Annotated in this window: 27 protein-coding genes and 1 tRNA gene; 1 reads left to right on the forward strand and 27 read right to left on the reverse strand. The window is 71.0% G+C overall.

From position 1 onward, the window contains the following. Positions 1 to 147: 147 nt before the first annotated feature. The 16 genes from ACF1BH_RS00780 to ACF1BH_RS00855 all read right to left on the reverse strand — a co-directional run bounded on the left by ACF1BH_RS00780 (position 148) and on the right by ACF1BH_RS00855 (position 18,768). On the reverse strand, positions 148 to 585 hold the full coding sequence (locus ACF1BH_RS00780) for a hypothetical protein (RefSeq protein ID WP_391640233.1): 438 nt from the start codon (positions 583 to 585) through the stop codon (positions 148 to 150). A gap of 301 nt (positions 586 to 886) precedes the next feature. Continuing rightward, the gene (locus ACF1BH_RS00785) at positions 887 to 2,215 is read right to left on the reverse strand and encodes an MraY family glycosyltransferase (protein ID WP_391640234.1); all 1,329 of its coding nucleotides are present in this window, start codon (positions 2,213 to 2,215) and stop codon (positions 887 to 889) included. Between the two features lie 153 nt (positions 2,216 to 2,368). Then, a complete protein-coding gene (gene glyA / locus ACF1BH_RS00790) occupies positions 2,369 to 3,700 on the reverse strand; it encodes a serine hydroxymethyltransferase (RefSeq protein ID WP_391640235.1) in 1,332 nt (443 codons plus the stop codon). Between the two features lie 259 nt (positions 3,701 to 3,959). After that, the gene (locus tag ACF1BH_RS00795) at positions 3,960 to 4,691 is read right to left on the reverse strand and encodes a protein-tyrosine-phosphatase (protein WP_391640236.1); all 732 of its coding nucleotides are present in this window, start codon (positions 4,689 to 4,691) and stop codon (positions 3,960 to 3,962) included. After that, positions 4,688 to 5,335, reverse strand: coding sequence for an L-threonylcarbamoyladenylate synthase (locus ACF1BH_RS00800; RefSeq protein ID WP_030280723.1), 648 nt, complete (start codon positions 5,333 to 5,335; stop codon positions 4,688 to 4,690). The genes ACF1BH_RS00795 and ACF1BH_RS00800 overlap by 4 nt, the downstream gene beginning before the upstream one ends. A gap of 50 nt (positions 5,336 to 5,385) precedes the next feature. After that, on the reverse strand, positions 5,386 to 6,231 hold the full coding sequence (gene prmC, locus ACF1BH_RS00805) for a peptide chain release factor N(5)-glutamine methyltransferase (protein WP_391640237.1): 846 nt from the start codon (positions 6,229 to 6,231) through the stop codon (positions 5,386 to 5,388). 45 nt (positions 6,232 to 6,276) lie between these two features. Then, positions 6,277 to 7,356, reverse strand: a complete 1,080-nt coding sequence (gene prfA, locus ACF1BH_RS00810; protein ID WP_030280727.1) for a peptide chain release factor 1 — start codon at positions 7,354 to 7,356, stop codon at positions 6,277 to 6,279. Positions 7,357 to 7,520: 164 nt separating this feature from the next. Further along, on the reverse strand, positions 7,521 to 7,745 hold the full coding sequence (gene rpmE / locus ACF1BH_RS00815; RefSeq protein ID WP_391640238.1) for a 50S ribosomal protein L31: 225 nt from the start codon (positions 7,743 to 7,745) through the stop codon (positions 7,521 to 7,523). A gap of 222 nt (positions 7,746 to 7,967) precedes the next feature. After that, a complete protein-coding gene (locus tag ACF1BH_RS00820) occupies positions 7,968 to 9,092 on the reverse strand; it encodes an LCP family protein (RefSeq protein ID WP_391640239.1) in 1,125 nt (374 codons plus the stop codon). Between the two features lie 367 nt (positions 9,093 to 9,459). Next, positions 9,460 to 11,463 (reverse strand): transcription termination factor Rho, encoded by a 2,004-nt coding sequence (gene rho, locus ACF1BH_RS00825; protein WP_391640240.1) that lies wholly within the window; start codon positions 11,461 to 11,463, stop codon positions 9,460 to 9,462. Between the two features lie 376 nt (positions 11,464 to 11,839). After that, positions 11,840 to 12,757 carry a homoserine kinase gene (thrB, locus tag ACF1BH_RS00830; RefSeq protein WP_391640241.1) on the reverse strand — a complete coding sequence of 306 codons (918 nt, stop codon included), beginning with the start codon at positions 12,755 to 12,757 and terminating at the stop codon, positions 11,840 to 11,842. Between the two features lie 321 nt (positions 12,758 to 13,078). Continuing rightward, on the reverse strand, positions 13,079 to 14,164 hold the full coding sequence (gene thrC / locus ACF1BH_RS00835) for a threonine synthase (protein WP_391640242.1): 1,086 nt from the start codon (positions 14,162 to 14,164) through the stop codon (positions 13,079 to 13,081). 8 nt (positions 14,165 to 14,172) lie between these two features. Continuing rightward, positions 14,173 to 15,474 (reverse strand): homoserine dehydrogenase, encoded by a 1,302-nt coding sequence (locus tag ACF1BH_RS00840; protein WP_391640243.1) that lies wholly within the window; start codon positions 15,472 to 15,474, stop codon positions 14,173 to 14,175. Positions 15,475 to 15,612: 138 nt separating this feature from the next. Next, entirely contained in the window at positions 15,613 to 17,004 is a 1,392-nt protein-coding gene (gene lysA, locus ACF1BH_RS00845; protein WP_391640244.1) for a diaminopimelate decarboxylase, read from the reverse strand. 26 nt (positions 17,005 to 17,030) lie between these two features. Then, entirely contained in the window at positions 17,031 to 18,095 is a 1,065-nt protein-coding gene (nrtL, locus tag ACF1BH_RS00850) for an ArgS-related anticodon-binding protein NrtL (RefSeq protein ID WP_391640245.1), read from the reverse strand. 112 nt (positions 18,096 to 18,207) lie between these two features. Next, complete coding sequence (locus ACF1BH_RS00855; RefSeq protein ID WP_391640246.1) at positions 18,208 to 18,768, reverse strand: PleD family two-component system response regulator; 561 nt, start codon at positions 18,766 to 18,768, stop codon at positions 18,208 to 18,210. Between the two features lie 275 nt (positions 18,769 to 19,043). Here ACF1BH_RS00855 and ACF1BH_RS00860 point away from each other — a divergent pair. Further along, positions 19,044 to 19,115: transfer RNA gene (locus ACF1BH_RS00860), tRNA-Arg, on the forward strand. Positions 19,116 to 19,345: 230 nt separating this feature from the next. On the opposite strand, the gene ACF1BH_RS00865 is transcribed toward ACF1BH_RS00860, so the two are convergent. The 11 genes from ACF1BH_RS00865 to ACF1BH_RS00915 form a co-directional block, all read right to left on the reverse strand. Beyond that, positions 19,346 to 20,743 (reverse strand): tyrosine-type recombinase/integrase, encoded by a 1,398-nt coding sequence (locus ACF1BH_RS00865; protein ID WP_391640247.1) that lies wholly within the window; start codon positions 20,741 to 20,743, stop codon positions 19,346 to 19,348. Further along, positions 20,740 to 20,913 (reverse strand): helix-turn-helix transcriptional regulator, encoded by a 174-nt coding sequence (locus ACF1BH_RS00870; RefSeq protein ID WP_391640975.1) that lies wholly within the window; start codon positions 20,911 to 20,913, stop codon positions 20,740 to 20,742. The genes ACF1BH_RS00865 and ACF1BH_RS00870 overlap by 4 nt, the downstream gene beginning before the upstream one ends. Then, entirely contained in the window at positions 20,910 to 22,265 is a 1,356-nt protein-coding gene (locus tag ACF1BH_RS00875; protein WP_391640248.1) for a replication initiator, read from the reverse strand. The genes ACF1BH_RS00870 and ACF1BH_RS00875 overlap by 4 nt, the downstream gene beginning before the upstream one ends. 17 nt (positions 22,266 to 22,282) lie before the next feature. Then, on the reverse strand, positions 22,283 to 22,477 hold the full coding sequence (locus tag ACF1BH_RS00880) for a SpdD protein (RefSeq protein WP_391640249.1): 195 nt from the start codon (positions 22,475 to 22,477) through the stop codon (positions 22,283 to 22,285). Positions 22,478 to 22,625: 148 nt separating this feature from the next. Beyond that, positions 22,626 to 22,820: a hypothetical protein gene (locus tag ACF1BH_RS00885; protein WP_391640250.1), complete on the reverse strand. Its 195-nt coding sequence runs from the start codon at positions 22,818 to 22,820 to the stop codon at positions 22,626 to 22,628. Positions 22,821 to 22,831: 11 nt separating this feature from the next. After that, positions 22,832 to 23,023, reverse strand: a complete 192-nt coding sequence (locus ACF1BH_RS00890) for a mobile element transfer protein (RefSeq protein WP_391640251.1) — start codon at positions 23,021 to 23,023, stop codon at positions 22,832 to 22,834. After that, positions 23,023 to 23,208, reverse strand: coding sequence for a hypothetical protein (locus ACF1BH_RS00895; RefSeq protein WP_391640252.1), 186 nt, complete (start codon positions 23,206 to 23,208; stop codon positions 23,023 to 23,025). Before ACF1BH_RS00895 ends, ACF1BH_RS00890 begins: the two co-directional genes overlap by 1 nt. Positions 23,209 to 23,221: 13 nt before the next feature. Beyond that, entirely contained in the window at positions 23,222 to 23,857 is a 636-nt protein-coding gene (locus tag ACF1BH_RS00900) for a DUF2637 domain-containing protein (protein ID WP_391640253.1), read from the reverse strand. A 4-nt stretch (positions 23,858 to 23,861) separates the two neighbouring features. Then, complete coding sequence (locus ACF1BH_RS00905) at positions 23,862 to 24,050, reverse strand: hypothetical protein (protein ID WP_384589769.1); 189 nt, start codon at positions 24,048 to 24,050, stop codon at positions 23,862 to 23,864. A gap of 83 nt (positions 24,051 to 24,133) precedes the next feature. Next, positions 24,134 to 25,510 (reverse strand): FtsK/SpoIIIE domain-containing protein, encoded by a 1,377-nt coding sequence (locus tag ACF1BH_RS00910; protein ID WP_391640254.1) that lies wholly within the window; start codon positions 25,508 to 25,510, stop codon positions 24,134 to 24,136. A 5-nt stretch (positions 25,511 to 25,515) separates the two neighbouring features. Beyond that, positions 25,516 to 25,872 carry a hypothetical protein gene (locus tag ACF1BH_RS00915; RefSeq protein ID WP_391640255.1) on the reverse strand — a complete coding sequence of 119 codons (357 nt, stop codon included), beginning with the start codon at positions 25,870 to 25,872 and terminating at the stop codon, positions 25,516 to 25,518. Positions 25,873 to 26,046 lie beyond the last annotated feature (174 nt).

Here is a 26,046-nt window from a genome sequence, read left to right on the forward strand (position 1 = left end):
AGCCGGGTCGGATCGCAGGCATCGGCCACAAGGCCCACCGGCTCCAGCTCGTGGAACTCGGGTGCTCAGCCGCCTGCGCCGACTGTGCCGTAGTTGGCACCGGACGATAGCAGGCCCGCGATCGGGCTTTTATTCCGGCCCTACGTGTCACGTCGGCGACCCCGCCGTCTCCGCCTTCTTCGCCTCTGCGGAGTCAGGGTCCACGTAGAGAATCTTCGCCTTCATGTGACCGCGGGTCTGTGCAGCGATCCACACGAGGGTGGCGCCGAGCAGCGTGAAGGCAAATGCCTTCGTATCAAAGAGAGTTGTGTCCTTGAAAGCCAGCAGGAAGACCGCGACCGCCAGGATCTGCACGGAATAGAGCAGAAGGCCCATCATCTGGAAGAGATCCGGGAGCTTCTTCGCGGTCTGCTGCAGGACGACGAGTCCCGCACCCATGACGAGCACCACCAGCAGGGTGCCGATCACGGCACCGACAGCCCCCGCGCCACCCGCGAGCGCAGCGCTGACCGCGACGGCGACAACGCCGGCGACGAGCGTGGGCACAAGGGCATGAACGAGAAGTCGGGCGTCATTCGACTGCATGGCGGCGCTCCGGCAAGGGGTGGGGGTGTGTCGTCAGGGACGAGCGTAGACCCGGTCGGCGGAAGAACCTGCTGAGCCCAAAGGCCCGGCACTGTGCGGACCTTCGACTCTGTCGCCGAGTCTCGTGAACGGTATCACAAACTATTTGATGAGGTCTTTACCTCTATGGTGTGCCGCCTGTCACACGTGAGCGTGACCCTGCGCGTTGGTGCAGCGACAGGCGGCACTTTGTCTGCTATAGCGGCAAGTCACCCGATTTAGCGATGCAGTTGACGGACGTCCGTGACGTCGCACACGGGTTTCAGTGGTGACTGTCCGCCCGACGCCGGTCCACGAAACGTGACCGCTCGCCGATCGCGGTGGCGCCGTGCAGCCCCGCGGCGACCGCCTCCCGCGCCTCGTCCCGCTCCTCCCGTACGCCCGCCGCGGACTCCTCCGCGGTCTCGGCGGGCTCGGTGCGGACGACCCTGCGGTAGCGCGGCGGCACGATGCGCTGCGCCCACATCGGCGCCCGCGGGGTGAAGCGCGGCAGCAGGAGCAGCACCAGCCCGACCGCGCTCAGCAGCACGATGCCCAGGACGATCCACATGCTCGCGTTGTTGACCGAGTAGGCGACCGCGCCGAACGCGATCAGCGCCGACCAGAAGTACATGATCAGGACAGCGCGGCTGTGGGAATGACCGATTTCCAGCAGCCGGTGGTGGAGGTGACCGCGGTCCGCGGCGAACGGCGACTGGCCGTTCCAGGTACGCCGGACGATCGCCAGGATCAGGTCGGCCACCGGCACCGCGATGACGGTCAGCGGCAGCAGCAGCGGGATGTAGACCGGCACCATCGAGTGCGTCGCCTCGCGGATACCGCCGGTCTTCAGGCTGAGCAGGTCCGGGTCGACCTGGCCGGTCACCGACACCGCGCCGGCCGCCATCACCAGGCCGATCAGCATCGACCCGGAGTCGCCCATGAAGATCCGCGCGGGGTGCATGTTGTGCGGCAGGAAGCCCAGGCACATGCCCATCAGCACCACCGAGAACAGCGTCGCGGGCGCCGCCGCCTCGATGCCGTAGCCGAACCACATCCGGTACGCGTACATGAAGAACGCCGCGGCGGCGATGCACACCATGCCGGAGGCGAGGCCGTCGAGACCGTCGACGAAGTTCACCGCGTTGATGGTGATGACGACGAGGGCGACGGTCAGCAGCGTGCCCTGTGTCGGCGACGGCAGGTACGTGCCGACGCCGGGGATCGGGATGTAGAGGATCGTCAGACCCTGGAGGACCATCACGCCCGCGGCGACCATCTGGCCGCCGAGCTTGACCAGCGCGTCCACGCCCCACTTGTCGTCCAGGACGCCCAGCAGCCAGATCAGCGCGGCGCCGGAGAGCAGGGCACGCGGTTCGTTGGAGTCCGCGAAGACGCTCTTGAGATTGGTCAGATGGGAGGCCACCAGAAGGCCCGCGCACAACCCGCCGAACATCGCGATACCGCCGAGCCGGGGCGTCGGCTCGCGGTGGACGTCACGGGCCCGGATCTCCGGCATCGCCCCGGCCGCGATGGCGAACTTGCGCACCGGGCCGGTCAGCAGATAGGTCACCGCGGCCGTGACGCACAGCGTCAGCAGGTATTCACGCACGGGCTGCCCCACAGATATAGCTGGCCATCACAGCCCCACACCCTATGCGGGTCCGCGACCACGCCGTACACACAGGTGGCGACCTGCCGGATTACGGACCTCCGTCACCGTCCCCGCGGTCTGTGACGGGCGGGAGCCGTGCGCGGTTCCCGTTCAGTTCCGGCCGGGATACGGCGGAAAACCGCCGACGAGCGCCGCGGTGCGCGAACGGACCGCACCGTCGCCGCGCAGCGCCGCCCCGATCAGCTCCGCGATCCGCACCATCTCCGCCTCGCCCATCCCCTGCGTCGTCACCGCCGCGCTGCCCAGGCGGATGCCGGTACGCCGGGCGGTGCCGTCCGGGCAGGCCAGCGCGCAGGTGTCGAGGACGATCCCGGCGGCGGCCAGCCGGGCCCGGGCCGTCTGCGCGTCGAGGCCCAGCGGCGCGGTGTCGGCGACGATCAGATGGGTGTCGGTACCGCCGGTGGCGAGCCTCAGCCCCTGGTCGGCGAGGGCGGCGGCGAGCGCGCGGGCGTTGGCGACGGTCCGCCGGGCGTAGCCGCGGAACGCGTCGGTGGCCGCCTCGCGGAAGGCGACGGCCTTGGCGGCGACGGAGTTCATCTGCGCGCCGCCCTGCGAGAAGGGGAAGACCGCGCGGTCGATCCGCTCGGCGAGCCGTGCCCCGCACAGGATCATGCCGCCGCGCGGACCGCGCAGCACCTTGTGCGTGGTGGCGCAGACGACATCGGCGTACGGCACCGGGCTGGGCGCCACTCCCCCGGCGATCAGTCCGGCGGGGTGCGCGACGTCGGCGATGAGGAAGGCACCGGTCTCGTCGGCGATGTCGCGGAAGGCGGCGTAGTCGATATGGCGCGGATAGGCGATCGAGCCGCAGACCAGGGCCTTGGGGCGGCGCTCACGGGCCAGGGCGCGGACCGCGTCGAGGTCGAGGAGGCCGGTGTCCGCGTCGACGCCGTACCCGGCGAAGTCGAACCAGCGGCCGGAGAAGTTGGCGGGCGACCCGTGCGTGAGATGGCCGCCGTGCGGCAGGGACAGCGCCAGAACAGTGTCTCCGGGGCGCAGCAGGGCGGCGTAGGCGGCCAGCACGGCGGAGGAGCCGGAGTGGGGCTGGACATTGGCGTGCTCGGCGCCGAAGAGGGCCCTGGCGCGCTCCACGGCGATCCGCTCGGCGAGATCGACGATCTCGCAGCCACCGTGGTGGCGGGCGCCCGGATAGCCCTCCGCGTACTTGTTGGTGAGCGGGGAGCCGAGGGCGGCGAGGACCGCGGGCGAGGTGAAGTTCTCCGCGGCGATCAGCTGGAGCGTCTCGCTCTGCCGGGCGCTCTCGCCGATCAGCACCCCGGCGATCTCCGGGTCGGCGGCGGCCAGCGCCGCGAAATCCGCCGGGCACGCCTCGGCAGCGGCGGCCGCTGCCGCGTCCGGCGCGGTGCCCGGGCGCGCATCGGCCGGTGCGGTGCTGCGGGGTGACGCGGTGGTGGCGGACATGGCACGCTCCGGGCCTCGTGCGGGGACTCACGTCCAATGTAGGCGCGGTAGGGCGATCGGGCGCGGCGGCCGGGCACCGGACGTACCGGCACGGCCACGGGGCCGGGAGAAGGGCGGCAGACGGCCGGGAAAGGCGGTTACGGGCGGGCCGGGAAGGGGCGGGGCCGGGGGTGCGGGCCGGCCCGGCGGCGCGGGGCCCGTCGTGGAGGTGGCCGGGGCGGCGGCACCGGGTGCCCGGCCGCCCGCCCGTGGCCGGCCGCTAGGCGCGGGCCGGGACCCCGGTGAGGGCGGTGACGACCGGGTCGAGGGCCTGGTTGATCTCGTCGCCGATGGAGCGGAAGAAGGTGATGGGGGCGCCGTAGGGGTCGTGGACCTCGTCGGACTCCGGGTCGGGCGCCAGCAGCCAGCCGCGGAGCGCGGCGGCGGCGCCGACCAGGGCGCGGGCCCGCTCGACCAGACCGTAGTCGGGCAGCTGCGGGTCGGGCTCCGGCAGGGTGGCCGGGTCTATCGCCCGGACCAGGCGGTTGAACTCCTTCAGCGTGAAGGTGCGCAGCCCCGCGGAGTGGCCCATCGAGATGACCTGGGCGCGGTGGTCGCGGGTGGCGGTCAGCACCAGGTCGGCGCGGATGACGTGCTCGTCGAGCAGTTCGCGGCCCAGGAAACCGGCCGGGTCGGCGCCGTAGTCGGCGAGGACCGTCGCGGCGTGCGTCTCCATGGGCGCGCCCTCATGGCCCCAGGTGCCGGCGCTCTCCACCACCAGGCCGCTGCAGCCCGCACCGCCCAGCCGCAGGTCGAGGGCGTGGCGGTGCAGCCGCTCGGTGATCGGCGAGCGGCAGACGTTGCCGGTGCTGACGTGCAGGATCCGGAAGCGGGCGGGCGCGACCGGCGCCGCGGCGCGGGCCTGGACGGCGGCGGCGTAGCCGGACGGCGGCACCGACGGGAAGGCGGTCTCGCCGGACCCCGTTATGCCGCGCCCCAGAGGCGCCATCAATTGGCCACCTCGAGCTCGGGCACGACCTTCCGCAGCTCCTCGGCGCTGAGGGCACCCTCACGCAGCAGCACCGGGATGCGGCCGGTGACGTCGACGATGGAGGACGGCACGGCGGCGGGCGTGGGGCCGCCGTCGAGGTAGACGGAGACGGAGTCGCCGAGCATCGCCTGGGCGGCGTCGCAGTCCTGCGGGGAGGGGTGTCCCGTGAGGTTGGCGCTGGAGACCGCCATCGGGCCGAACTCGGTGAGGAGTTCGATGGCGACGGGGTGCAGCGGCATACGCACCGCGACGGTGCCGCGGGTCTCGCCGAGGTCCCAGGTCAGCGACGGCTGGTGGGTGGCGACGAGGGTCAGCCCGCCGGGCCAGAACGCGTCGACCAGCTCCCACGCCTGCTCGGAGAAGTCGGTGACCAGGCCGTGCAGGGTGTTGGGCGAGCCGATGAGGACCGGTGAGGGCATACCGCGGCCGCGGCCCTTGGCCTCCAGCAGGTCGCCGACGGCGTCGGCGCTGAACGCGTCGGCGCCGATGCCGTAGACGGTGTCGGTCGGCAGGACGACCAGCTCGCCGCGGCGGACGGCCGACGCGGCCTCACGCAGACCGGTTGCGCGGTCGGTCGCGTCGCTGCAGTCGTATCGCCGTGCCATTTAACGGTCCTCCTCGTGCGGAACGGATACATCGTGCGTCGGGGTCGCCGTCATGGCGACACCCGGCGCGCGGTGGCGAAACGGGGCCGGTTGTTGAGGTCCGGGTGATCGGCCGCGTCGGCCCAGCCCCGTTCCTCGGCGAAGATCCACGGCACCTGGCCGCCCTGGGTGTCGGCGTGTTCGATGACGACGAGCCCGCCGGGCCGCAGCAGCCGGTGCGCGGTCCGCTCGATGCCCCGGATGGTGTCCAGCCCGTCCTCACCGGAGAACAGCGCCAGCTCGGGGTCGTGGTCGCGGGCCTCGGGGGCGACGTACTCCCACTCGGTGAGCGGGATGTACGGAGGGTTGGAGACGACCAGGTCGACCTGGCCGTCCAGCTCCGGCAGCGCGGTCAGCGCGTCGCCCTGGTGGAGGGTGACCCGCGAGCCCTCGACGTTGCGCCGGGCGTACGCCAGGGCCTGTTCGGACAGCTCCACGGCGTGCACCGTGGAGCGCGGCACCTCCTGCGCCAGCGCGAGGGCGATGGCGCCGGAGCCGGTGCACAGGTCGACGATGACCGGCTCGACGACGTCCATCGCGCGCACCGCGTCTATGGCCCAGCCGACCACCGACTCGGTCTCCGGGCGGGGCACGAACACGCCCGGCCCGACGTGGAGTTCGAGGTAGCGGAAAAAGGCGCGGCCGGTGATGTGCTGGAGCGGTTCGCGGGCCTCGCGGCGGGCGATCGCCTCCCAGTACCGGGCGTCGAAGTCGGCGTCGGCCACCGTGTGCAGCTGGCTGCGCTTGACGCCGTGGACGTGCGCGGCCAGCTCCTCGGCGTCGAAGCGCGGTGAGGGCACGCCGGCGTCGGCCAGCCGCTGGGTGGCCTGGGCCACCTCGGCGAGCAGCAGGTTCACGGGTTCCTCCAGCCGGGTCGTGCGGGCGTGCGGGTGGTGCGGGTCCTACTGGGCGGCGGCGAGCTTGGCCGCCGAGTCGGCGTCCACGCAGGCCTGGATGACCGGGTCCAGCTCACCGTCGAGCACCTGGTCCAGGTTGTAGGCCTTGAAGCCGACGCGGTGGTCGGAGATGCGGTTCTCCGGGAAGTTGTACGTCCGGATGCGCTCGGAGCGGTCGACGGTGCGGACCTGGCTGCGGCGGGCGTCGGACGCCTCGCGCTCGGCCTCCTCCTGGGCGGCGGCCAGCAGCCGCGAGCGCAGGATGCGCATCGCCTGCTCCTTGTTCTGGAGCTGGCTCTTCTCGTTCTGGCAGGAGACGACGATGCCGGTCGGCAGGTGCGTGATGCGCACCGCGGAGTCGGTGGTGTTGACCGACTGGCCGCCGGGGCCGGAGGAGCGGTAGACGTCGATCCGCAGGTCGTTGGGGCCGATCTCGACCTCGACCTCCTCGGCCTCGGGCGTGACGAGCACACCGGCGGCGGAGGTGTGGATGCGGCCCTGCGACTCGGTGGCGGGGACGCGCTGGACGCGGTGCACACCGCCCTCGTACTTCAGCCGGGCCCAGACGCCCTGGCCGGGCTCGGTGGCCCCGCCGCCGCCCTTGGTCTTCACGGCGACCTGGACGTCCTTGTAGCCGCCGAGGTCGGACTCGTTGGCCTCGAGGATCTCGGTCTTCCAGCCGGCCCGCTCCGCGTAGCGCAGGTACATCCGCAGCAGGTCACCGGCGAACAGCGCGGACTCCTCGCCGCCCTCACCGGCCTTGACCTCCAGGATGACGTCCTTGTCGTCGCTCGGGTCGCGGGGGACGAGCAGCAGCCGCAGCTTCTCGGTCAGCTCGTCGCGCCGGGCGTCGAGCTCCTTGACCTCGTCGGCGAAGTCCGGGTCGTCCGCGGCGAGTTCGCGCGCGGTCTCCATGTCCTCGCCGGTCTGCTTCCAGGAACGGTAGGTGGAGATGATCGGGGTGAGTTCGGCGTAGCGCTTGTTGAGCCGCATCGCCTCGCGCTGGTCGGCGTGGACCGCGGGGTCGGCCAGCTTCTTCTCCAGACCGGCGTGCTCGCCGATCAGTTCCTCGACCGCCTCGAACATCGTGGGGTTCCTTAGCTGACTGGTGTTTCCGGGTGCCGGTCACCTGGTGCGGCTGCGCAGCCGCGGCGTTGCCGGACCCCCGGCCGGGTCCGTGGCCTGGACGACAAAGCGCCGGTCCGGTCGCCCCTCGGAGGGGCGACCGGCAACCGGCGCCTTGCGGGTCGCTACTTCTTGGCCGAACCGGCGGTCTTGCCGAAGCGCTGCTCGAAGCGGGCCACGCGGCCACCGGTGTCCATGATCTTCTGCTTGCCCGTGTAGAACGGGTGGCACTCGGAGCAGACGTCGGCGCGGATGCTGCCGCCCTCGACGGTGCTACGGGTGGTGAAGGACGCACCGCAGGTGCAGCTGACCTGCGTGTCCACGTACTCCGGGTGGATGTCGCGCTTCAAGGGAATCTCCTAGGTTCGGGAGTGCTCCGGGTCGTGCCGCGGGTTTGCGTCACGTGAACCGGGGCCGACGGTCCAGTCTGCCAGGACTTGTCGCATCTCCCAAAACCGGGGTGGACCGACGGGTATTCCCCGCCCCCGCGGCGGGGAAACCCGAGCCGCCCGGCGGCTACCCGCCGTTCCCGGCGCTCCACGCCGTGTGGCGGCCGCGCGGAGCGACGGGCCCTACTTCACGTACGAGCCGGTGCCGCCCTTGTCGCCGGCGGAGTCCTTGAGCGCGGACTTCGGGATGGCGCGGTCCTGCCGCAGCGCCTCCCAGACCTGCGCGGTCTGCCGGGGCAGCGGGGCGACCCGCGCCGGGTCGAGCTTGTCGTACTCCACGGGCAGCGTGACCATGTGGATGCTGTCCGAGCCGATACCGCCGAGGGTCTTGGCGAGGCCGGTGAGCGCGCCGACCGAGTTGAGGTCGGTGTCGGTGGTGACGGTCTTCGTCGCGGTGTCGGCGATGTCGTAGAGCTTGGCCGGGCTGGTGAGCACGCCGACGTTCTTGACCTGCTGCATCAGCGCCTTGACGAAGGTCTGCTGGAGCTGGATGCGCCCCAGGTCGCTGCCGTCGCCGCCGGGGACGCCGTGCCGGGTGCGGACGAGTCCGAGGGACTGCTCACCGGTGAGGACGTGGTGTCCGGCGGGCAGGTGGAGGTGGCTGGAGTTGTCGTCGATCGGCTTGCTGGTGGTGAGTTCGACACCGCCGAGCGCGTCGATGAGCTTCTTGAAGCCGGTGAAGTCGACCTCGACGAAGTGGTCCATCCGGATGCCGCTGAGCGATTCGACGGTCTTGACGGCGCACGCGGGGCCGCCGACCTCGTAGGCGGTGTTGAACATCACCCGCTGCGCGCCGGCCACCTCCTTGCCGTCCTTCACGCAGGCGGGCCGGGTGATGAGGGTGTCGCGCGGGATGCTGACGACGCTCGCCTTCTTGTGGCCCTTGTAGACGTGCAGCACCATCGCGGTGTCGGAGCGCGCACCGCCCTCGTCGGCGCCGTACTCGGCGTTCTTGCCGGCCCGGGAGTCGGAGCCGAGGACGAGGATGTCGAGGGAGCCGTTGTCGACGTTGTCGGGCCGGTCCTTGCCGAGGGCGGCGTTGATGTCGATGCCCTTGAGGTTGCCGTTGAGCTGGTAGTAGACGTAGCCCAGCCCGGCGCCGGTGAGCAGCAGGCAGCTCACCCCGGCGCAGAGCGTGATGGTCAGGGCGCGGCGGCGTCGGCTGGGTGCCTTACGGCGGCGCCCGGTGGCGCGTATGCGGCTGCTGCGGCTCGCCGCCGTCCTCTGCGTCCCGTTGCTGTCGCCCATGTGCTCCTCGGTCCGTGTGCGCTGCCCCCGCCCGCCCCGTGCGGACACGGCGCGTCATGTCGTGGGAGACGGGGAGCCGGACGGAAGGGTTGCACAGCGCCCTGTGCGCACCGGTCGGCCGCGGACCGGCCCACGCGCCCCGGCGTCCGGTCTGCGCGCCCCTCCCGACCTGGAGTGATGGCCGGTTTCCGGAGATCGCCAAGCGGTCGGTTCCGGGCATCTCCTGTGCGAAAGGTCTCAGCCGGACACCTCCGGACGGAGGTATACACACAGGTCGTCGACCGTTCACACCATCCGGTCCCGGACGGCACGGAGCCCCCGCACTCGGCAGTGCGGGGGCTCCGTGGCGGCGTCGCGCGGACGGGCGTCAGTCGTTGCCGTTGCCCGTGGTCGGCGTCGTCTTCTGGATCTGGAGCAGGAACTCCGCGTTGGACTTCGTCTGCTTCATCTTGTCCAGCAGCAGCTCGATCGCCTGCTGCTGGTCCAGGGCGTGCAGCACCCGGCGCAGCTTCCAGACGATGGCCAGCTCGTCGGCGCCCATCAGGATCTCCTCCTTACGGGTGGACGACGCGTCGACGTCCACCGCGGGGAAGATCCGCTTGTCGGAGAGCTTGCGGTCGAGCTTGAGCTCCAGGTTGCCGGTGCCCTTGAACTCCTCGAAGATCACCTCGTCCATCCGCGAACCGGTCTCGACCAGCGCGGTGGCCAGGATGGTCAGCGAACCGCCGTCCTCGATGTTGCGCGCCGCGCCGAAGAACCGCTTCGGCGGGTAGAGCGCGGTCGAGTCGACACCACCGGACAGGATGCGGCCGGAGGCGGGCGCCGCGAGGTTGTACGCACGGCCCAGACGGGTGATGGAGTCCAGCAGGACGACCACGTCGTGACCCAGCTCGACGAGGCGCTTGGCGCGCTCGATGGCCAGCTCGGCGACGGTGGTGTGGTCCTCGGCGGGACGGTCGAAGGTCGAGGAGATGACCTCGCCCTTGACCGACCGCTGCATGTCGGTGACCTCTTCGGGCCGCTCGTCGACGAGGACGACCATCAGGTGGCACTCGGGGTTGTTGCGGGTGATCGAGTTGGCGATCGCCTGCATGATCATGGTCTTACCGGTCTTCGGCGGGGCCACGATCAGACCACGCTGGCCCTTGCCGATCGGCGTCACCAGGTCGATGATCCGGGTCGTCAGACCGCCCGACTCACCTTCGAGGCGCAGTCGCTCCTGCGGGTAAAGGGGCGTCAGCTTCCCGAACTCCGGGCGCTGGCGGCCCTGTTCGGGCGCCACGCTGTTGACGGTGTCGAGGCGGACCAGCGCGTTGAACTTCTCGCGCCGCTCACCGTCACGCGGCTGCCGGACCGCACCGGTGACGTGGTCGCCCTTGCGCAGACCGTTCTTACGGACCTGGGCCAGCGAGACGTACACGTCGTTCGGGCCGGGCAGGTAGCCGGAGGTCCGGATGAACGCGTAGTTGTCGAGGATGTCGAGGATGCCCGCGACGGGGATCAGGACGTCGTCCTCGGAGACCTGCGGCTCGTTGCCGAAGTCCTCGCGCCCGCCGCGACGGCCCCGGCGGTCGCGGTAGCGGCCGCGGCGGCCACGGCGGCCGCCCTCGAAGTCGTCGCCGTCGTCGTGGCGGTTGTCCCGCTGACGGTCACGGCGGTCGCCCTGGTTGCCGGAGTCGTTGCCGTCGTTCTTGTTGCGACGACCCTGCTGGCGGTCGCGGCGGTCGCCCTTCTGGCCGCGGTCCTGACGGTCCCCGCGGTCCTGGCGGTCGCCGCCCTTGTGCTGCTGGTCGGCCTGCTCGCCCTTGGCGGGCCGCTCGTCGACGGCGGTGTCGGCCTTGCCCTTCGGCTCGGCCTTGGTGTCGGCCGCGCCCTCGGGGCTGCCGGCGGCCGCGGTGGCGCGGCGACGACGGCGCTCGCCGGCCGGCTGCTCGTCGCTGGCCGGCTGACCGGGGATGTCGATCTGCTGCTGACCGGCCTGCTTGTCGGCGCTCTTGTCGGCCTTGGCCGGCTTCTCGGCGGCCTTGGCGTCGCCCTCGCCCGTACGGGCCTTGGAAGTGGTACGGCGCTTGGGCTTGGTGTCGGTCTCGGCGGGCGCGTCGGCCTTGGCGGAGCCGGAGGAGCCCGCGGCCTGCCTCTCCTTGATGACCTCGATCAGCTGGCTCTTGCGCATCCGCGCGGTGCCCTTGATGCCGAGGCCGGAGGCGACCTGCTGCAGCTCTGCCAGGACCATGCCGTCGAGGCCGGTACCGGAACGGCGGCGCCGCGTGGTGCCGGCAGCACCGGTGGCAGGCGCGGCGGGAGCGTCCGTGGCGGGCGCGGTGGCACTGCCATCGGTGCGCACGCCCATCAGATCGGTGGTGTCGCTCACGAAGGGTCCTTCCCTGGAGCGGGCGTCGGCCAGTCTGGCTCGGCGACCGTTGTGCTGTCCGGCTGGTGGTCCCGCGGTGTTGCGAACCGGGCCGGGGCGGTGGTCCCGCCGGATACGGCGGAAAGATCAGTTCATTGGTCCGGCGCGAAGGGATGCTGTGTGACCCATGTCCGTCACGCCGATTCCGGAGCGTGCTCATCCCTGCTCGGGCTATTGCTTCGAGCGGTGTGGGAGGCTCCCGGAAGAAAGGTGGTCCCGATAGGGACACGAAGCATCGCGCCACTCAGGCGTCGAGTACTGACTTGAGGTTAACACTACCGGATCCAACAAACATTCCCCCTTCCCAAGACCGGCAATCGTCGATCACCCGCAGTGGTCACCCGGCGAGCGGCAGCACGCATGCGCCTGCCGCGTCGAGGGTCAGCCGGTTGGCCGCCCAGCCCTCTCCCGCCAGCGCGGCGACCTTGTCGGCCGAGGACTCCTCGGCCAGGGCGAGCACCGTCGGGCCCGCACCGGAGATGACCGCGGGGACACCGTCCGCACGCAGTCGGTTCACCAGTGCCACGCTCTCCGGCATCGCGGGGGCGCGGTATTCCTGGTGAAGTCGGTCCTCGGTCGCCGCCAGCAGCAGCTCGGGGCGCCTGGTCAGCGCCTCGACGAGCAGTGCGGCACGACCGGCGTTGGCCGCGGCGTCCACATGCGGGACGGTGCGCGGCAGCAGTCCGCGGGCGGTCTCGGTGAGCACCGGTTTCCCGGGGACGAAGACGACGGGGACGATCGAGTCGGCCGGCTCCATCCGGATGGCGCGGGCCGCCCCGGCGTCCGTCCAGGCCAAGGTGAAGCCGCCGAGCAGACAGGCGGCGACGTTGTCGGGGTGGCCCTCGATCTCGGTGGCCAGCTCCAGCAGCGCGGTGTCGTCGAGCCGCTGCTCACCGCCGATGGTGACGGCGCGGGCGGCGACGATGCCGGCGCAGATGGCCGCCGACGACGAGCCGAGGCCGCGGCCGTGCGGAATGCGGTTGGCACAGACGATCTCCAGCCCGCGCGGCTGCCCACCGAGCAGGTCGAAGGCGGTACGCAGGGAGCGTACGAGCAGATGGCTCTCGTCGCGCGGGAGGGTTTCACTGCCCTCACCTGCGATGTCTACATGCAGACCGGAGTCGGCGACCCGCACCACGACATCGTCGTACAGCCCCAGCGACAGGCCGAGGGCGTCGAAGCCGGGGCCGAGATTGGCGCTGGTGGCGGGGGTGCGCACCCGGACGGCGGCGGCACGGAACGCGGGACCGGCCATCGCTCGATGACTCTCCTTGATTGATACTGCGGTACTGCCCCGCGCCACCGCGGCGCCGAGGCGCCCGGCCGGCCGGCGAGGACTGTGTCTGACCTGCCCTGCACACCACTGCGTCATGCCGTGCGGAGGGGAGTTGGCTGCCAGCCTATCGAAGGAAGGTTCTGTGGCGACATAGGGCGCACGGGAGGCGCACGATGCGTGTCGCACGCCGAGCCGTGCCTCACTTCTGACTTTGCAGCCTTTGCACTCTTTGCTGCACGGCGGGTCACCTGCTCCGGGAGCCGGTGACCCGCCGTACGCCCGACGTGTGCGGTTGCGGAGTTAGGCGAGACCGAGGCGCTGGGCCGCGGCGTCCGCGTCGATCGGGACGGTGACGGGCTGCGGCGCACCGGCCACCGCCCAGTCGGGGTCCTTGAGGCCGTTGCCGGTCACCGTGCAGACGATGCGCTGACCGGGGTCGACCTTGCCCTCGTCGGCGGCCTTGAGCAGACCGGCGACCGAGGCGGCCGACGCGGGCTCCACGAAGACTCCCTCCTGCGCGGCCAACAGCCGGTAGGCGGCCAGGATCTGACGGTCCGTCACCTCATCGATGAAACCGCCCGACTCGTCCCGCGCCTGCTCCGCCAACGACCACGAGGCCGGATTGCCGATGCGAATGGCGGTGGCGATGGTGTGCGGGTCCTTGACGACCTCGCCGCGCACGATCGGGGCACTGCCGGACGCCTGGAAGCCCCACATCCGCGGGGTGTGCGAGGCGATGCCGTCGGTGGCGTATTCGCGGTAGCCCCTCCAGTACGCCGTGATGTTGCCGGCGTTGCCGACGGGCAGCACATGGATGTCGGGCGCGTCGCCGAGCATGTCGACGATCTCGAACGCCGCGGTCTTCTGACCCTCGATACGCACAGGGTTGACGGAGTTCACAAGTGCGACCGGATACTTGTCCGAAAGTCCACGGGCGAGCGTCAGACAGTCGTCGAAATTTCCGTCGATCTGGAGGATCTTCGCGCCGTGCACCAGCGCCTGCCCCATCTTGCCGAGGGCGATCTTGCCCTGCGGGACGAGCACCGCGCAGACCATCCCGGCGCGCACCGCGTAGGCGGCGGCGGAGGCGGAGGTGTTGCCGGTGGAGGCGCAGATCACCGCCTTGGCGCCCTCCTCCTTGGCGCGGGTGATGGCCATCGTCATCCCGCGGTCCTTGAAGGACCCGGTGGGGTTGGCACCCTCGACCTTGAGGTGCACCTCGCAGCCGGTGCGCTCGGACAGCACCTGCGCGGGGACGAGCGGCGTGCCGCCCTCCCGCAGGGTGACCACCTCGGTCGTGTCGCTGACCGGCAGCCGGTCACGGTATTCCTCGATGATTCCGCGCCACTGGCCGTTCGCGGCGGACGCGGTGGAATTGGCAGACATGGGTTCCTTTACTCCCCTTCGACCCGCATGATGCTGGCGACACCACGGACGGTGTCCAGCCCCCGCAGGGCCTCGACGGTCGACGACAGGGCGGCGTCGGCCGCCCGGTGGGTGACGACGACGAGGGATGCCTCGCCGTCGGCGTCGGGCCGCCCTTGCTGACGGACGGTGTCGATCGACACCCCGTGCTCGGCGAAGACCGTGGCGACCTGCGCGAGGACGCCGGACTTGTCGGCCACGTCGAGACTGATGTGGTACCGCGTGACCACTTCACCCATGGGGCTCACGGGCAGGTGTGTGTACGCGGACTCCCCCGGTCCGGTGGTCCCCGCGACCTTGTTGCGGCAGACCGCGACGAGGTCGCCGAGCACCGCGGAGGCGGTCGGCGAACCGCCGGCGCCCGGACCGTAGAACATCAGCTGACCTGCGGCGTCGGATTCCACGAACACCGCGTTGTACGCCTCGCGGACGGAGGCCAGCGGATGGCTGAGCGGGATCATCGCGGGGTGCACGCGGGCGGTGACGGACGCGCCGTCCGCGGCGCGCTCGCAGATGGCGAGCAGCTTGACGGTGCACCCCATCCGCTTGGCGGAGGCGATGTCGGACGCGGTGACCTCGGTCAGGCCCTCGCGGTGCACGTCGTCGATGGTCACGCGGGTGTGGAAGGCGATCCCGGCGAGGATCGCGGCCTTCGCGGCGGCGTCGAAGCCCTCGACGTCGGCGGTCGGGTCGGCCTCGGCGTACCCGAGGGCGGTGGCCTCGTCCAGCGCCTCGCTGTACCCGGCGCCACTGGTGTCCATCTTGTCGAGGATGAAGTTGGTGGTGCCGTTGACGATGCCGAGGACGCGGTTGACCTTGTCACCGGCGAGCGATTCGCGCAGCGGACGGACCAGCGGGATCGCGCCGGCGACCGCGGCCTCGTAGTAGAGGTCCGCGCCGTGCCGCTCCGCCGCGGCGTGCAGGGCGGCGCCGTCGGCGGCGACCAGCGCCTTGTTGGCGGAGACGACGCTGGCGCCGTGCGCGAAGGCGGTGGTGATCAGCTCACGGGCCGGTTCGATGCCGCCGATGACCTCGATGACGACATCGACGTCGTCGCGTTTGACCAGCTCCATCGCGTCGGTGGTGACCAGCTCGGCCGGGATGCCCTCGCGCACGCGGTCGGGGCGGCGGACGGCGATCCCGGCCAGCTCCACGGGTGCACCGATGCGGGCCGCGAGGTCGTCGGCGTGCGTCGTCATGATGCGCGCCACCTCTGAGCCGACCACACCACAGCCCAGGAGCGCCACCTTCAGCGGACGCGTACGCATCATTCGACCTCTGCTTTTCATCGATACTGCCGTTTTTCTTCTTGGTGATTTCTCAGTCTCACGCACCGGATGGCACTTTCCGCACCTCGTCCGGATACCGAGACATTTATGTCGTCCGCGCCGGACACGCGAACGAGTTCGTCATCCGACATCCAACCGCAGGAGATCCTCCTCCGTCTCGCGGCGCACGATGACCCGGCCGGAGCCCCCCGCGACGGCCACCACCGGCGGCCGCAGCGCGTGGTTGTAGTTGCTGGCCATCGACCGGCAGTACGCACCGGTCGCGGGCACCGCCAGCAGGTCACCCGGCGCCACGTCGGACGGCAGGAAGGCGTCCCGGACGATGATGTCGCCGCTCTCGCAGTGCTTGCCGACGACGCGCGAGAGCATCGGCTCGGCGTCCGAGGTCCGCGAGACCAGCGCCACGGTGTACTCCGCGTCGTACAGCGCGGTGCGGATGTTGTCGCTCATCCCGCCGTCGACGGAGACGTACGTCCGCAGCCCCTCCAGCTCCTTGACGGTGCCGACCTCGTACAGCGTGAAGGCGGTGGGGCCGACGATCGCGCGGCCCGGCTCGACGGAGATCCGCGGCACGCTCAGTCCGGCCGCCTCGCACTCCTTGGTGACGATCTCGCCGAGCGCCTTCGCGATCTCGTGCGGCTCGCGCGGGTCGTCGTCCGAGGTGTACGCGATGCCGAGGCCGCCGCCGAGGTCGATCTCCGGCAGCTCCACGCCGTGCTCGTCGCGCACCTCGGTCAGCAGCTGGACGACGCGCCGGGCGGAGACCTCGAACCCGGCCATGTCGAAGATCTGCGAGCCGATGTGGCTGTGGATACCGGTCAGCTCCAGGCCGTCGAGGGTGAGCGCGCGCCGCACCGCCTCGGCCGCCTGCCCGCCGGCCAGCGCGATGCCGAACTTCTGGTCCTCGTGCGCGGTCGCGATGAACTCGTGGGTGTGCGCCTCGACGCCGACGGTGACCCGGATCTGCACCCGCTGCCGCGTGCCGAGCCGCTGCGCGATGTGCGCGACCCGCGCGATCTCCTGGAAGGAGTCGAGCACGATCCGCCCGACGCCCGCCTCGACGGCGCGGGTGATCTCCTCGGTGCTCTTGTTGTTGCCGTGCAGCGCGATCCGCTCGGCGGGCATCCCCGCGTCCAGCGCGGTCGCCAGCTCACCGCCGGAGCAGACGTCGAGGTTGAGGCCCTCCTCGGTCAGCCACCGCACCACCGCGCGGGAGAGGAACGCCTTGCCCGCGTAGTACACGTCGGCGCCCGTGCCGAACGCCTCCCGCCAGGCCCGGCAGCGCGCCCGGAAGTCCTCCTCGTCGAGGAAGTAGGCGGGGGTGCCGAACTCCTCGGCGAGCGTCTTCACATCGAGTCCGCCGACGGTCACCACACCGTCGGCGTCGCGCCGGACGGTACGCGACCAGACGCGCGGGTCGAGGGAGTTGAGGTCGGCGGGCGGCCCGGCGTAGTGCCCCTCGGGCAGCACATCGGCGTGCCGGGGCCCGGCGGGGTGGGCGGAACGGCTCATGGTGGTGGGATCCCCTCAAATGTCGTTCAAAGTCGTACGGGTGCACAGACGCCGAGCAGGCGGAGGCCGTTGGCGAGCACCGTTCCGGTGGCCTCGGCGAGGGCCACCCGGGCGCGGTGCACGGCCGAGGGTTTCTCCTCGCCGACGGGCAGCGGCCGGCACCCGCCCTGCCAGCGCAGATACGCCTCGGCCAGCGCCTCCAGATGCCGCACCACCCGATCCGGCGCCCGATACCGCGCCGCGGCCGCGACGACGTCCGGGAACCCGCCGATGAGGAGGTGGAGGGCGTGCGCGTCCGGGGTGTCATTGGCGGCCGTACGGCTCCCGGCGGTGTCCTCCGGGCCGGTGCCGGGCCCGGTGGGCGTCCCGGTGCCGGTGTCGCCCGGCGCGCCCGTGAATCCCAGCTCGCGGGCGTTGCGCACCAGCGCCTGGGTACGGGCGTACGCGTACTGCACCCGGAAGCGCGGGTTCTCCTCCCGCTGCGTGGGCCGCTCGGGGGGCCGCACCGGGTCGTGCGCGGCCGGTCGCAGCAGCGCCCACCGCGCCTCGTCGTCACCGAGCCGGGCGACGAGCCGGGCCAGCTCGGCCCGCCCGCCGTCGGGCGCGGCCGCGGCCCGCGGTGCGACGCCGTCCGGCAGCGTCCCGGCACCGTCCACCGCCGCGTCGATCCGGGCCAGCGCCTCGGCGACGACGAGCCCGCGCGCGCCTCCGGACGGCGGCGTGGCCGCGACGCCGGGGCGGCCCGGGCGGGCGCCGCCGGTGCCGTACCGCGGGCCCTGGGCGAGAACGGTGCGGACCAGCTCGGCCGGTGCGCCGTCCCCCAGGGTGAAGTTCAGGAATCCGGGCCCGGCGACCTCGACGCGCGCGATGCCCGGGCAGCCGGCCAGCCGCTTGCGCAGCACCTCGGCAACCTCACGGGCGGGCAGTCCGGCGCCCGCGGCGAGCTGCAGTGCGACGTTGGACGCGTAATCCCCGGAGTGCGGCGCGGGCCGCACCACCACCCGCTCCGGCACCGCCACGGACAGCTCCCGCTCCGCCACGGCACCACGCACGGAGCGCAGGACGGTACGGGACAACTCGGCGGGGGTCACAGGACAAGCGTATGGGAGGAAGGGGGTACCCATGCGACCAGGTTTCGCCTGGTGGACACCGGGGCGCGGGCGGGGCGCCCGTCAGGCGGCCGGGGTGCGCGGGGCGGTCCGCTCAGGACGAGGCGCGGCGGTCGCCCCGCCAGCCGTGGTACCGCTCGCCACCGCCGTGCGGAGCGAGGTGGTCCTGCCGGTCCAGATGGTCGCCGCATTCGAGGTGCGCGGCGTGCTCGGCGAGCCCCGGCTGCTGCCGCACCTGCGCCATCCCGGCGGCCCGCTCGGCCGCCGACCGGTCGGCCACGGCGGCGTCTCCGCCGGCCCGCAGCCGCCGCCCGTCCCGCGCCAGCCGCGCCACCGTCTGCACCATCTCCGCCGGCTCGAACGGCTTCCCCAGAAACGCGTCGACGCCCACCGACCGGCCGCTGTCCGCCTCGCCCTGGGTGCAGGCGCTGATGATCGCGATGGGGATGTCCCAGGTCCGCGGATCGGCCCGCAGCCGCGCCGCGGTGTGCAGACCGTTCAGCCGCGGCATCACGACATCGAGGGTCACCACATCGGGTCTGACGCGGTGCACGACATCCAGACACTCGGCACCATCAGCCGCGGTCACGACCTCGAAGCCCTCCAGTTCGAGGTTGACCCTGATCAACTGCCGGATCCCCTTGCTGTCATCCACAACAAGGATCCGACCGCACAAGCCAGGCACACGACGAGACTAGGTGCCCGCCCTCGGCGGCGTACCCCTTTTCCGCACTCCGGCCCCCGTGTGAGGGACGTTTCCCCGACCGCTCCCCAGACGCCTCCGGCATGCGCTAGGACCCCTCAGAAGCCCTGCTCCGGCCCGCTCCGGCCCCCTCGGAACGATCTTCACCACCCTCCCGGGAAACACGTGCCGGAACACCCCATCGGAGCTGGTAGTGTTCTACCCGTCGCCGAGCAACACGGCGAAACGCCCCCGTAGCTCAGGGGATAGAGCAACGGCCTCCGGAGCCGTGTGCGCAGGTTCGAATCCTGCCGGGGGCACTTCAGTTGAAGTGCCAAAAGACCCCGTGACCAGCTTTTAAGCGGTCAACGGGGTCTTTGCGTATGTGCAGCCAGATGCCGCCGTGAGCGGCCGTATGTCGGATGCTGCGGACTATTTGTGGACGGAGCCCTGAGGCCATCTCCGGCCCGTTCTTGCAGGTCAAGCACGCAGAAGGGGCACCTACTACTTGAGTAGATGCCCCCAAGGCAACGCAAGTCGCCGCCGTCGGTCAGTCTTCCTCGTCCACCTGGTCGCCGTCCTCCCCCAGGAGTACAGCGATCCGCCGGTTCGCGATGTCCTGACGACCGTCGAGGCACTTCGCATAGCGACTGAGCAGCACCTCGACGCTGTTGCCCGCGCGTTCGGCGACTTCGGTCGGGTCCACTCCGGCGTTCAACCACGAGGAGAGCGCCGCATGCCGCAGGTCGTACGGGCGCCCGGCCAGCGGCGAGGCGGCCTGCTCAGGCGTGAATGCCAGGCGGCGGGCTTCGTCCCAGACCCTCCAATAGGTCGTCGATGCCACCACTCCCCCACGCTCGTTGAAGAACAGCCGGCCATCCTCCGCCGTGCCGAAGGTGGCGATGTGCGAGCGCAGAATGCGGCCCAGGCGAGGCGGAATCGGAATGACGCGGGTCTCATTGACGGGCCGGTTCTTCAGACCCCGGTGATCGTGAACAGAACCGGTCCCCGTCCACCGCTTACCGACCGTGGGGCGGCTCTTTTCCAAGATCAGAGAGCCCCAACCCTTGTCCGGCAGATTGCAATCCTGACGGCGAAGGGCAACCGCTTCGGCCGGCCGCAGTCCGCCGAAATACATGCAGGCGAACATCGCGACGAGCCTGCGACCGCGGGCCCGCTTGTATCCACCGACGTACGAGACGGCCGCAAGCAGTTCCCTCGCCTGCTGGGGATTGACGACGACGCGACGATCAACCTCCTTGGTGATCTTCGGGAGCTTCCATTTCACCGCCTTGATCGGATTCTCCGAAAGCTCTCCGATCTCGACGGCGTACGCGAGCGCATTGAAGAGGACTGCGCGCTTACGCCGTACGGTCTCAGCAGCGGCTGAGGCCCCCGAAAGTGTCAGCTTCAGCGAATCGAGAATGCGCCGGATATCGACTGGTTCCTTGAGCGTCGCCAGGGGCAGCGACGCCTTGTCAACCCAGCGCAGAGCGTTCGCCAGCTCGACCGGCGGTTCGACCTCGTCCCCCTCCGCCTGGACGACGAAGGCCCAGCCCCGAAGGGCCCGACGCAGCACGTCATCCGCGGGACGACCGGGCCGCTGACCGAGGAGTTCCGTCGTGACCAACGTCATCGTCTCGTTGATGCTGTCGCGCGAGTTCGGCGCAGCGTGCGGCCACTTCATGGCGGTGTATCGACGCGCGAAGTCGTACCAGGACAGGGACGGCTTCGCGGGCGCCATGGAGTCTGGCACCCCCGTTTCCGTATCGAACTCCTCACCTGCCTGAGCTGCCCGCAGAAGCTTCGCCCGGAAGTTGTCGGCAAGGGCTTTGGTGCGGAAAGTGTCGGAAAATTTCCTGTCCCCGACCTTCCATCGCACGTCATACGAAGGCTTCTTCGTGGGACGCTTGCGAATTCCCCATATGCGTACGTCGTGCGACTTCATGCCGCTGCCCTCTCCAATCCATGTAGCCAGTTCGTGAAGTCGCTCCGCCACACGCGCAGTTCGCCATTGGGAAGCTTGAAGGAAGCAGGGCCTTGCCCCAGCTCTCGCCAGCGATAGAAGGTTCGGCGCGAAACTCCGCCGAGTTCGGCAAGGATCTGCGGCACGGTCATGAGTTCGTCGTTTCGCAGGGCCACGTCGGTTCTCCTTCCGTTCCGGGGGCTGGGGCGAGGGAGGCTGCCAAGAACTCTTCGCCGGGCGTGAGGCCGGTCCCTGCGAACGTCCAGTGGGAGAGGACGAGGGTGGTGGCGGGCTCCGGGGTGGGCGGTTGGGTTTGGAGGCGGCGCCATTCGGCTCGGGCGGTGCGGAGGGCGCCGAGGGTGGTCGAGTAGTGGCGGGTCTTGGTGGAGAAGTGGCCGCGGAAGCCGAGCATGTGGGCCCAGGCGCGGAGGCGGAGGTGTTCGAGGTCTCGGCGTGCGCCGAGGGTCCAGGCGGTGCGGATCAGGCGGCGGGCGTGGTCGCTGAGGTCGAGTTGGGCGAGTTCGGCGAGGAACTTGAGGGGGCGGTCGAGGGTGCCGGTGGCCGTTTCGGCGCCTTTGGTGGCGTACTTGGCGATGTAGGCGGCGACGGCGCGTTCGGTGAGGGCGGTGCCGCCGTCGAGGTCGGCGGAGCGGATCGGGCGGATGTCGAGCTGCTTGCCGAGGGTGAAGGTGTGGGGTCTGGCGTCGACGGTCGGGCCGGTGACGGTGGTCTTGGCGGTGGCGGCCTGGATGGCGTCGGTCAGGAGGTCGACGGTGGCCCAGGCCGGGGGCGGGGCGTCGCTGCCGGTCGGGCCGTCGAGACGGATGACGGCGTGGAAGTGGACGGCGCCGCGCTTTTGGTACTCGGCGACCTTGGCGAACGAGATGCGGGCGTGGTGGCGGAAGGCCCGTTGGGTCAGACCGGCCCGCTTGGCTATCTCCCGGCGGAGGTAGATCGAGAAGCGCCGCCACAGGGCGCCGGCATGGGCGTTCCAGAGCACCGCAGCTTCGTAGTCGTACGTCTCGGGGTTGATCGGGGTGCCCAGTTCGGCGGCGCCATCGGGGTGGCGCGTGCCGCAGCGGCAGGGGCGGACGGTTCTGCCGGGTCCGGTGGGGCGGTTGTGGACGGGGCCGAAGGACGGGGCGGTGAAGGTGGCGAACACGCGGGGGTGGGTGGCGACGTGTTCGGGGGTGCCCTTGCCGCCGCGGAGGCCGGTGGTGATCAGTTGGTAGGTGTCGCGGCGGTAGGTCTCGGCGCAGGCCGGGCAGCGGGTGGCGCGGCGGTTGTTGCAGCGGACGAGGAGGTGACCGGCGGGCAGGTCGGTGGCGTGGAGTTCGGAGAGGATCTGCCCGGTGGTGGGGTGGACCTCGGTGCGGTGGCCGTCGAGGCGGATGGGGTGGCCGCATCCGCCCAGGCCCCGGAGCTGTCGGAGCAGGGCGGGCATGGTGCCGAGCGAGGCCAGGGCGGCCAGGTGTGTGAGCGGCGGAGTGGTGCGGGCGGGCATGGGGCGAATGCCTCCGTTCAGCGGCGGTGGTGGGCGTTGGTGAGCAGCGAGCGCAGGACGACGGCGCAGACGGCGACGGAGATGGCCCCGACCGCGACGGCGGTGAGGAGGGCGGTGAGGACGACGCCCACGGCGACGACGGCGAGCACGGCTCCGGCGCCGGTGGCGATGAGCGGGGCGAGCGGACGGTGGGGAGCCGGGGCCTGAGTCACCGCATGTGCCGGGGCGGGGGCGTGGTGGCATGCGCACGCGGGCTGAGGGGCCGGCTGGGGCGGGAGAACCACGGCGGCGGTCGGGACGGGCGGAGCTTCCGGGGACTTCGGGTTCAGGAACACAGCGAATCTCCTGTCAGCTAGTCGTCTAGATGTGCTTGCCGTTGACGAGGTGGACGCCGGTGCGGGTGCCGGACTCCACGGCGGGCGCGAGGAAGGTGTGGGCGAGCCAGAAGCCGAAGAGGGCGATCACGAGGGCGGCCCACATGCGGATGCCGAGGAACTTGATCGCGGCCCAGGCGACGACGCCGAGGACGAGGACCAGGGGGAACGTGACGGTCACGGGCGGGCCTTTCAGCGGACGGGGCAGCGGTGGGTGCGGGCGGCCAGTTCGGCGGCGGCGCGGCTGTCGTAGTCGGCGGAGAAGCCGCAGCGCGGGGCGGTGCATGCGGCGGTGTGCTTCTCCCGGCCATGCATGTCGGAGGCGGAGCCGATCTGGACGGGACCGATGCGGGCGACGTTGCGGAAGCGGCGGTGGGCGGGCATCAGCAGTCCTCCGGTGCGCGGGTGAAGTCGTCGGCGTGGTCGGTCAGCCAGCGGGCGATCTCCTGGCTCTCGTCCGGATCGGCGGAGCGGATAACGGGGTCGGCGATGGCCATGGCTTCGGCGAAGCAGTTGTTGCGGGTGAACACGGCGGCGAGCTGTAAGGCGTGGAGGGTGGACGGACGCACGGGGCGATCTCCTTCAGAGGTGGGCGGCGATGGCTTCGGCGAGCTGCGTGGGGACGCCGAGGCGGGTGCGCAGGGTCGTGGTGTCTATGGGGGCGCCGGTACGGGTGTGGTGGTCGGAGGCGATCCGGCGGGCGTGGGCGACCAGGGCGGCGGGGACGGGCGGTGGCGCGGGGGGTGTGGGGTCGGGTGACTCGGGCTCCGGCCGCTGCGGCTCGGCTTCAGGAGCCGGGGCGGGCGCAGGCACTTCCGCTTCCAGCTCGGGCGCTGTCTCGGCCTCATCGCGTTGTGGACCGGAGTGCGCCAGCAGCGATCCGCCGAGGAAGGCGACCGCAGGCCATCCCGCGACGAGGATGCGCAGCCAGGGCGGGACGTCGTGCAGGTCCAGGAGGCCGGCCGTGGCGATGTTGGCGCCGAGCGAGGCGGCCAATGCGATGACGAACCAGCACCACCCGGCCTGCTTGTCCACGCCGGACCGCAGCCGCCGCCAGGCCGCCATGAGCAACAGGTCCACCGAGACGGGATAGGCCCACGCCTTCCAACCGTCCTGTCCGGCCGCCACCGCGATGTCATGCAGGTGGGCGAAGGACAACGCGGCGGCGATGACGGCCTGGACGAGTACCGCGTCTACGCGGGCGAGGTACGTACTCATCGGCCTATCCATTCGCGGATGCGGTGGGCGGGACGGCCCGAGGACCGAGTACAGCCAGCAGTTCGGCACGTTCGGCTTCGCTGGTGGCACCCAGGTAGAGGCGACGGGCGTCCGCCAGCGCGGCCGCGTAGTCACCGGCCCGTACGGCCGTCTCAATACGACGGAGGGATGCGCGTATCTGCTCGTCCTCCATGAACGGACCTCCTTTCGGTTTCAGGCATGGAGCGGGTAGGGACGTGGCACGAAGCGGTCGCGCCAACCGTTGAGGAGGTGAGATCAGCCGGTCACTGGCAGCGTCTTGACCAGCGGAATTGATGGGCCGGGCTCTCCGGTCGGTACGACAGGCCGGAAGCGATCGAGCGTCGGGACGTCCGGGACCAGGTGGGCCGAGGCGGCGCAGACAGCGGCGGCGTCAGCGAGAGACAAGTACGGCGTGCGGATGCGGGACCAGCCACCGGAGGTATCCCCGGCGACGGCGAGACCAGGCCGTTCGGGCGCGATGCCGCACGCGGCGAGTACGGCTTCCGGGGCGATGTCGCCAAGGGCCATCTTGGCCGAGGCTTCGTCATTGACCCGATGACAGACGCGCCCGGTGAGCTGGGCACGGAGCATGGTGGCCCCCTTGCCCAGTTCGGCGCCGAAGCGCTGGCCGCACACTTCGAGGTAGATGCCGGCGGCGCGGCCGAGTTGGGCGAGGCGGATGAGCTGGGTAACCATCTCGTCCCGCCGTTCCTCGTCCTTGCGGGTGGCGACCAGGAAGAGTTCGGCCACCTCGTCCACGAACACGACCACCGGCACGGGGCGTTCGGACTCCGGCAGGCCCCCGACATCGGACGTGATGTCGGCGTCCGGCGTGTCCGGCGCGATCCCCTGCCGTGCCTTGATCAGGTCGTACCGCTCCTCCATCAACCGCACCAGCACCGGCAGCAGTTCAGCCACCTGTCCCGGATCGGTGGCCAACGCTGACAACCGCGGAGCGAACGGCGCCAGCTCCACACCCCGCTTGCAGTCGATCCCGACCAGGGCAACCGGCTGCGGAGCGAGCCCGGCGACCAGATGGCGCAGGAACATCGACTTCCCCGACAGCGTGGCGCCCAGCGTGAGCTGATGCGGCACCGTCCGGTAGTCGCGGACGTACGAGGTCGCATCCTCTCGCAGCGCCACCGGGACCTTCAGGAACCCGCCCTCGACCTTGCGCGGCATCCGGACCTTCCGCAGCACATCGAAGCCGACGAGCCGCAGCTCGACCACGCCCGGCTTGACCTCGGACACGTACACGGCATGGACGCCCCAGGCGTGCCGGAGACGTTCGGCCGAGGCCGCCACGTCCGCCGGTTCCTGGCCCGCAGCCAGACGGAGTCGAATCCGCATCCCTGTCGAGGTCGGTCGGATCAGACCCCGACGGGGCGGTACGGGCCGCACCTCGCGCCGAGTCGCCGCATGGACGAGCAGTGCGCGAAGCCGGGACGGTGGGACGGTCAGCCCGCACGACTCCATCGTTGAGCCGTACGAACCGAGCAGCCGGGCCGTCGAGAGCGGCAGGCCGGCCGTGCACCAGAAGGCGGCCGGATGCTTTGCCCGGAGGTAGGCGCCACCGCCACCGAGTGCGGCGACCGGGGCGCCCACCTCCAGCAACGTCAGCAGATCGGACATGGCGATCAGGCCGCTGCCGCAGTCGGGACGGTGAACTCGGCAGGCATCACGGCCGTGGCCCGGAAGGCGATGCCGTGCCGCTCCTGACCGTTGAACGTGGACTCCCACGGCCGAGCCACCAGCCCGGCCAGCGAGACCGGCGACCCGACCGCCAGCCCCTCGGTCAGCCCGTTCTCCGGCACGGTGACCTTGAGGAGCGCCGACTCGCCGCCCTCGATGTAGACGACCCCGACCGTCCACAGCACCTCACCGGTGTTGGCGTCGGTGGCGACCTCGCCGGTTCGCCGGTCCTTCAGCTTCTTCTCCGGAGCTTCGGTCAGCAGGATCGTGGCCGCCGAGGTCTCCACGCGGATGGAACGCAACGTTCTCTCCCTCTCCATCGACAGCTAGTCGTCTAGACAAGCTGCAACCTTCGCGCCCGGGATTCCGGGGCGCGGAGATCACTATGACACAGAGACAGCTACTCGTCTATACGAGTTCAGTGTCTCGTGTGTACGAGTCGAGAGAGGAGGGGCGGAAGCGCATCAGCGTTCCCT

The sequence above is a fragment of the Streptomyces sp. NPDC014733 genome (assembly GCF_043083385.1).
Lineage (GTDB): Bacteria > Actinomycetota > Actinomycetes > Streptomycetales > Streptomycetaceae > Streptomyces.

Excerpts from the sequence above, each read along its gene's own strand:
- ACF1BH_RS00780 (WP_391640233.1), bottom strand. The coding sequence starts at position 585 with ATGCAGTCGAATGACGCCCGACTTCTCGTTCATGCCCTTGTGCCCACG.
- glyA (WP_391640235.1), bottom strand. The coding sequence starts at position 3,700 with ATGTCCGCCACCACCGCGTCACCCCGCAGCACCGCACCGGCCGATGCG.
- ACF1BH_RS00800 (WP_030280723.1), bottom strand. The coding sequence starts at position 5,335 with ATGGCACGGCGATACGACTGCAGCGACGCGACCGACCGCGCAACCGGT.
- prfA (WP_030280727.1), bottom strand. The coding sequence starts at position 7,356 with ATGTTCGAGGCGGTCGAGGAACTGATCGGCGAGCACGCCGGTCTGGAG.
- ACF1BH_RS00820 (WP_391640239.1), bottom strand. The coding sequence starts at position 9,092 with ATGGGCGACAGCAACGGGACGCAGAGGACGGCGGCGAGCCGCAGCAGC.
- thrB (WP_391640241.1), bottom strand. The coding sequence starts at position 12,757 with ATGGCCGGTCCCGCGTTCCGTGCCGCCGCCGTCCGGGTGCGCACCCCC.
- thrC (WP_391640242.1), bottom strand. The coding sequence starts at position 14,164 with ATGTCTGCCAATTCCACCGCGTCCGCCGCGAACGGCCAGTGGCGCGGA.
- ACF1BH_RS00840 (WP_391640243.1), bottom strand. The coding sequence starts at position 15,474 with ATGATGCGTACGCGTCCGCTGAAGGTGGCGCTCCTGGGCTGTGGTGTG.
- lysA (WP_391640244.1), bottom strand. The coding sequence starts at position 17,004 with ATGAGCCGTTCCGCCCACCCCGCCGGGCCCCGGCACGCCGATGTGCTG.
- ACF1BH_RS00865 (WP_391640247.1), bottom strand. The coding sequence starts at position 20,743 with ATGAAGTCGCACGACGTACGCATATGGGGAATTCGCAAGCGTCCCACG.
- ACF1BH_RS00870 (WP_391640975.1), bottom strand. The coding sequence starts at position 20,913 with ATGACCGTGCCGCAGATCCTTGCCGAACTCGGCGGAGTTTCGCGCCGA.
- ACF1BH_RS00875 (WP_391640248.1), bottom strand. The coding sequence starts at position 22,265 with ATGCCCGCCCGCACCACTCCGCCGCTCACACACCTGGCCGCCCTGGCC.
- ACF1BH_RS00890 (WP_391640251.1), bottom strand. The coding sequence starts at position 23,023 with ATGCCCGCCCACCGCCGCTTCCGCAACGTCGCCCGCATCGGTCCCGTC.
- ACF1BH_RS00900 (WP_391640253.1), bottom strand. The coding sequence starts at position 23,857 with ATGAGTACGTACCTCGCCCGCGTAGACGCGGTACTCGTCCAGGCCGTC.
- ACF1BH_RS00905 (WP_384589769.1), bottom strand. The coding sequence starts at position 24,050 with ATGGAGGACGAGCAGATACGCGCATCCCTCCGTCGTATTGAGACGGCC.
- ACF1BH_RS00910 (WP_391640254.1), bottom strand. The coding sequence starts at position 25,510 with ATGTCCGATCTGCTGACGTTGCTGGAGGTGGGCGCCCCGGTCGCCGCA.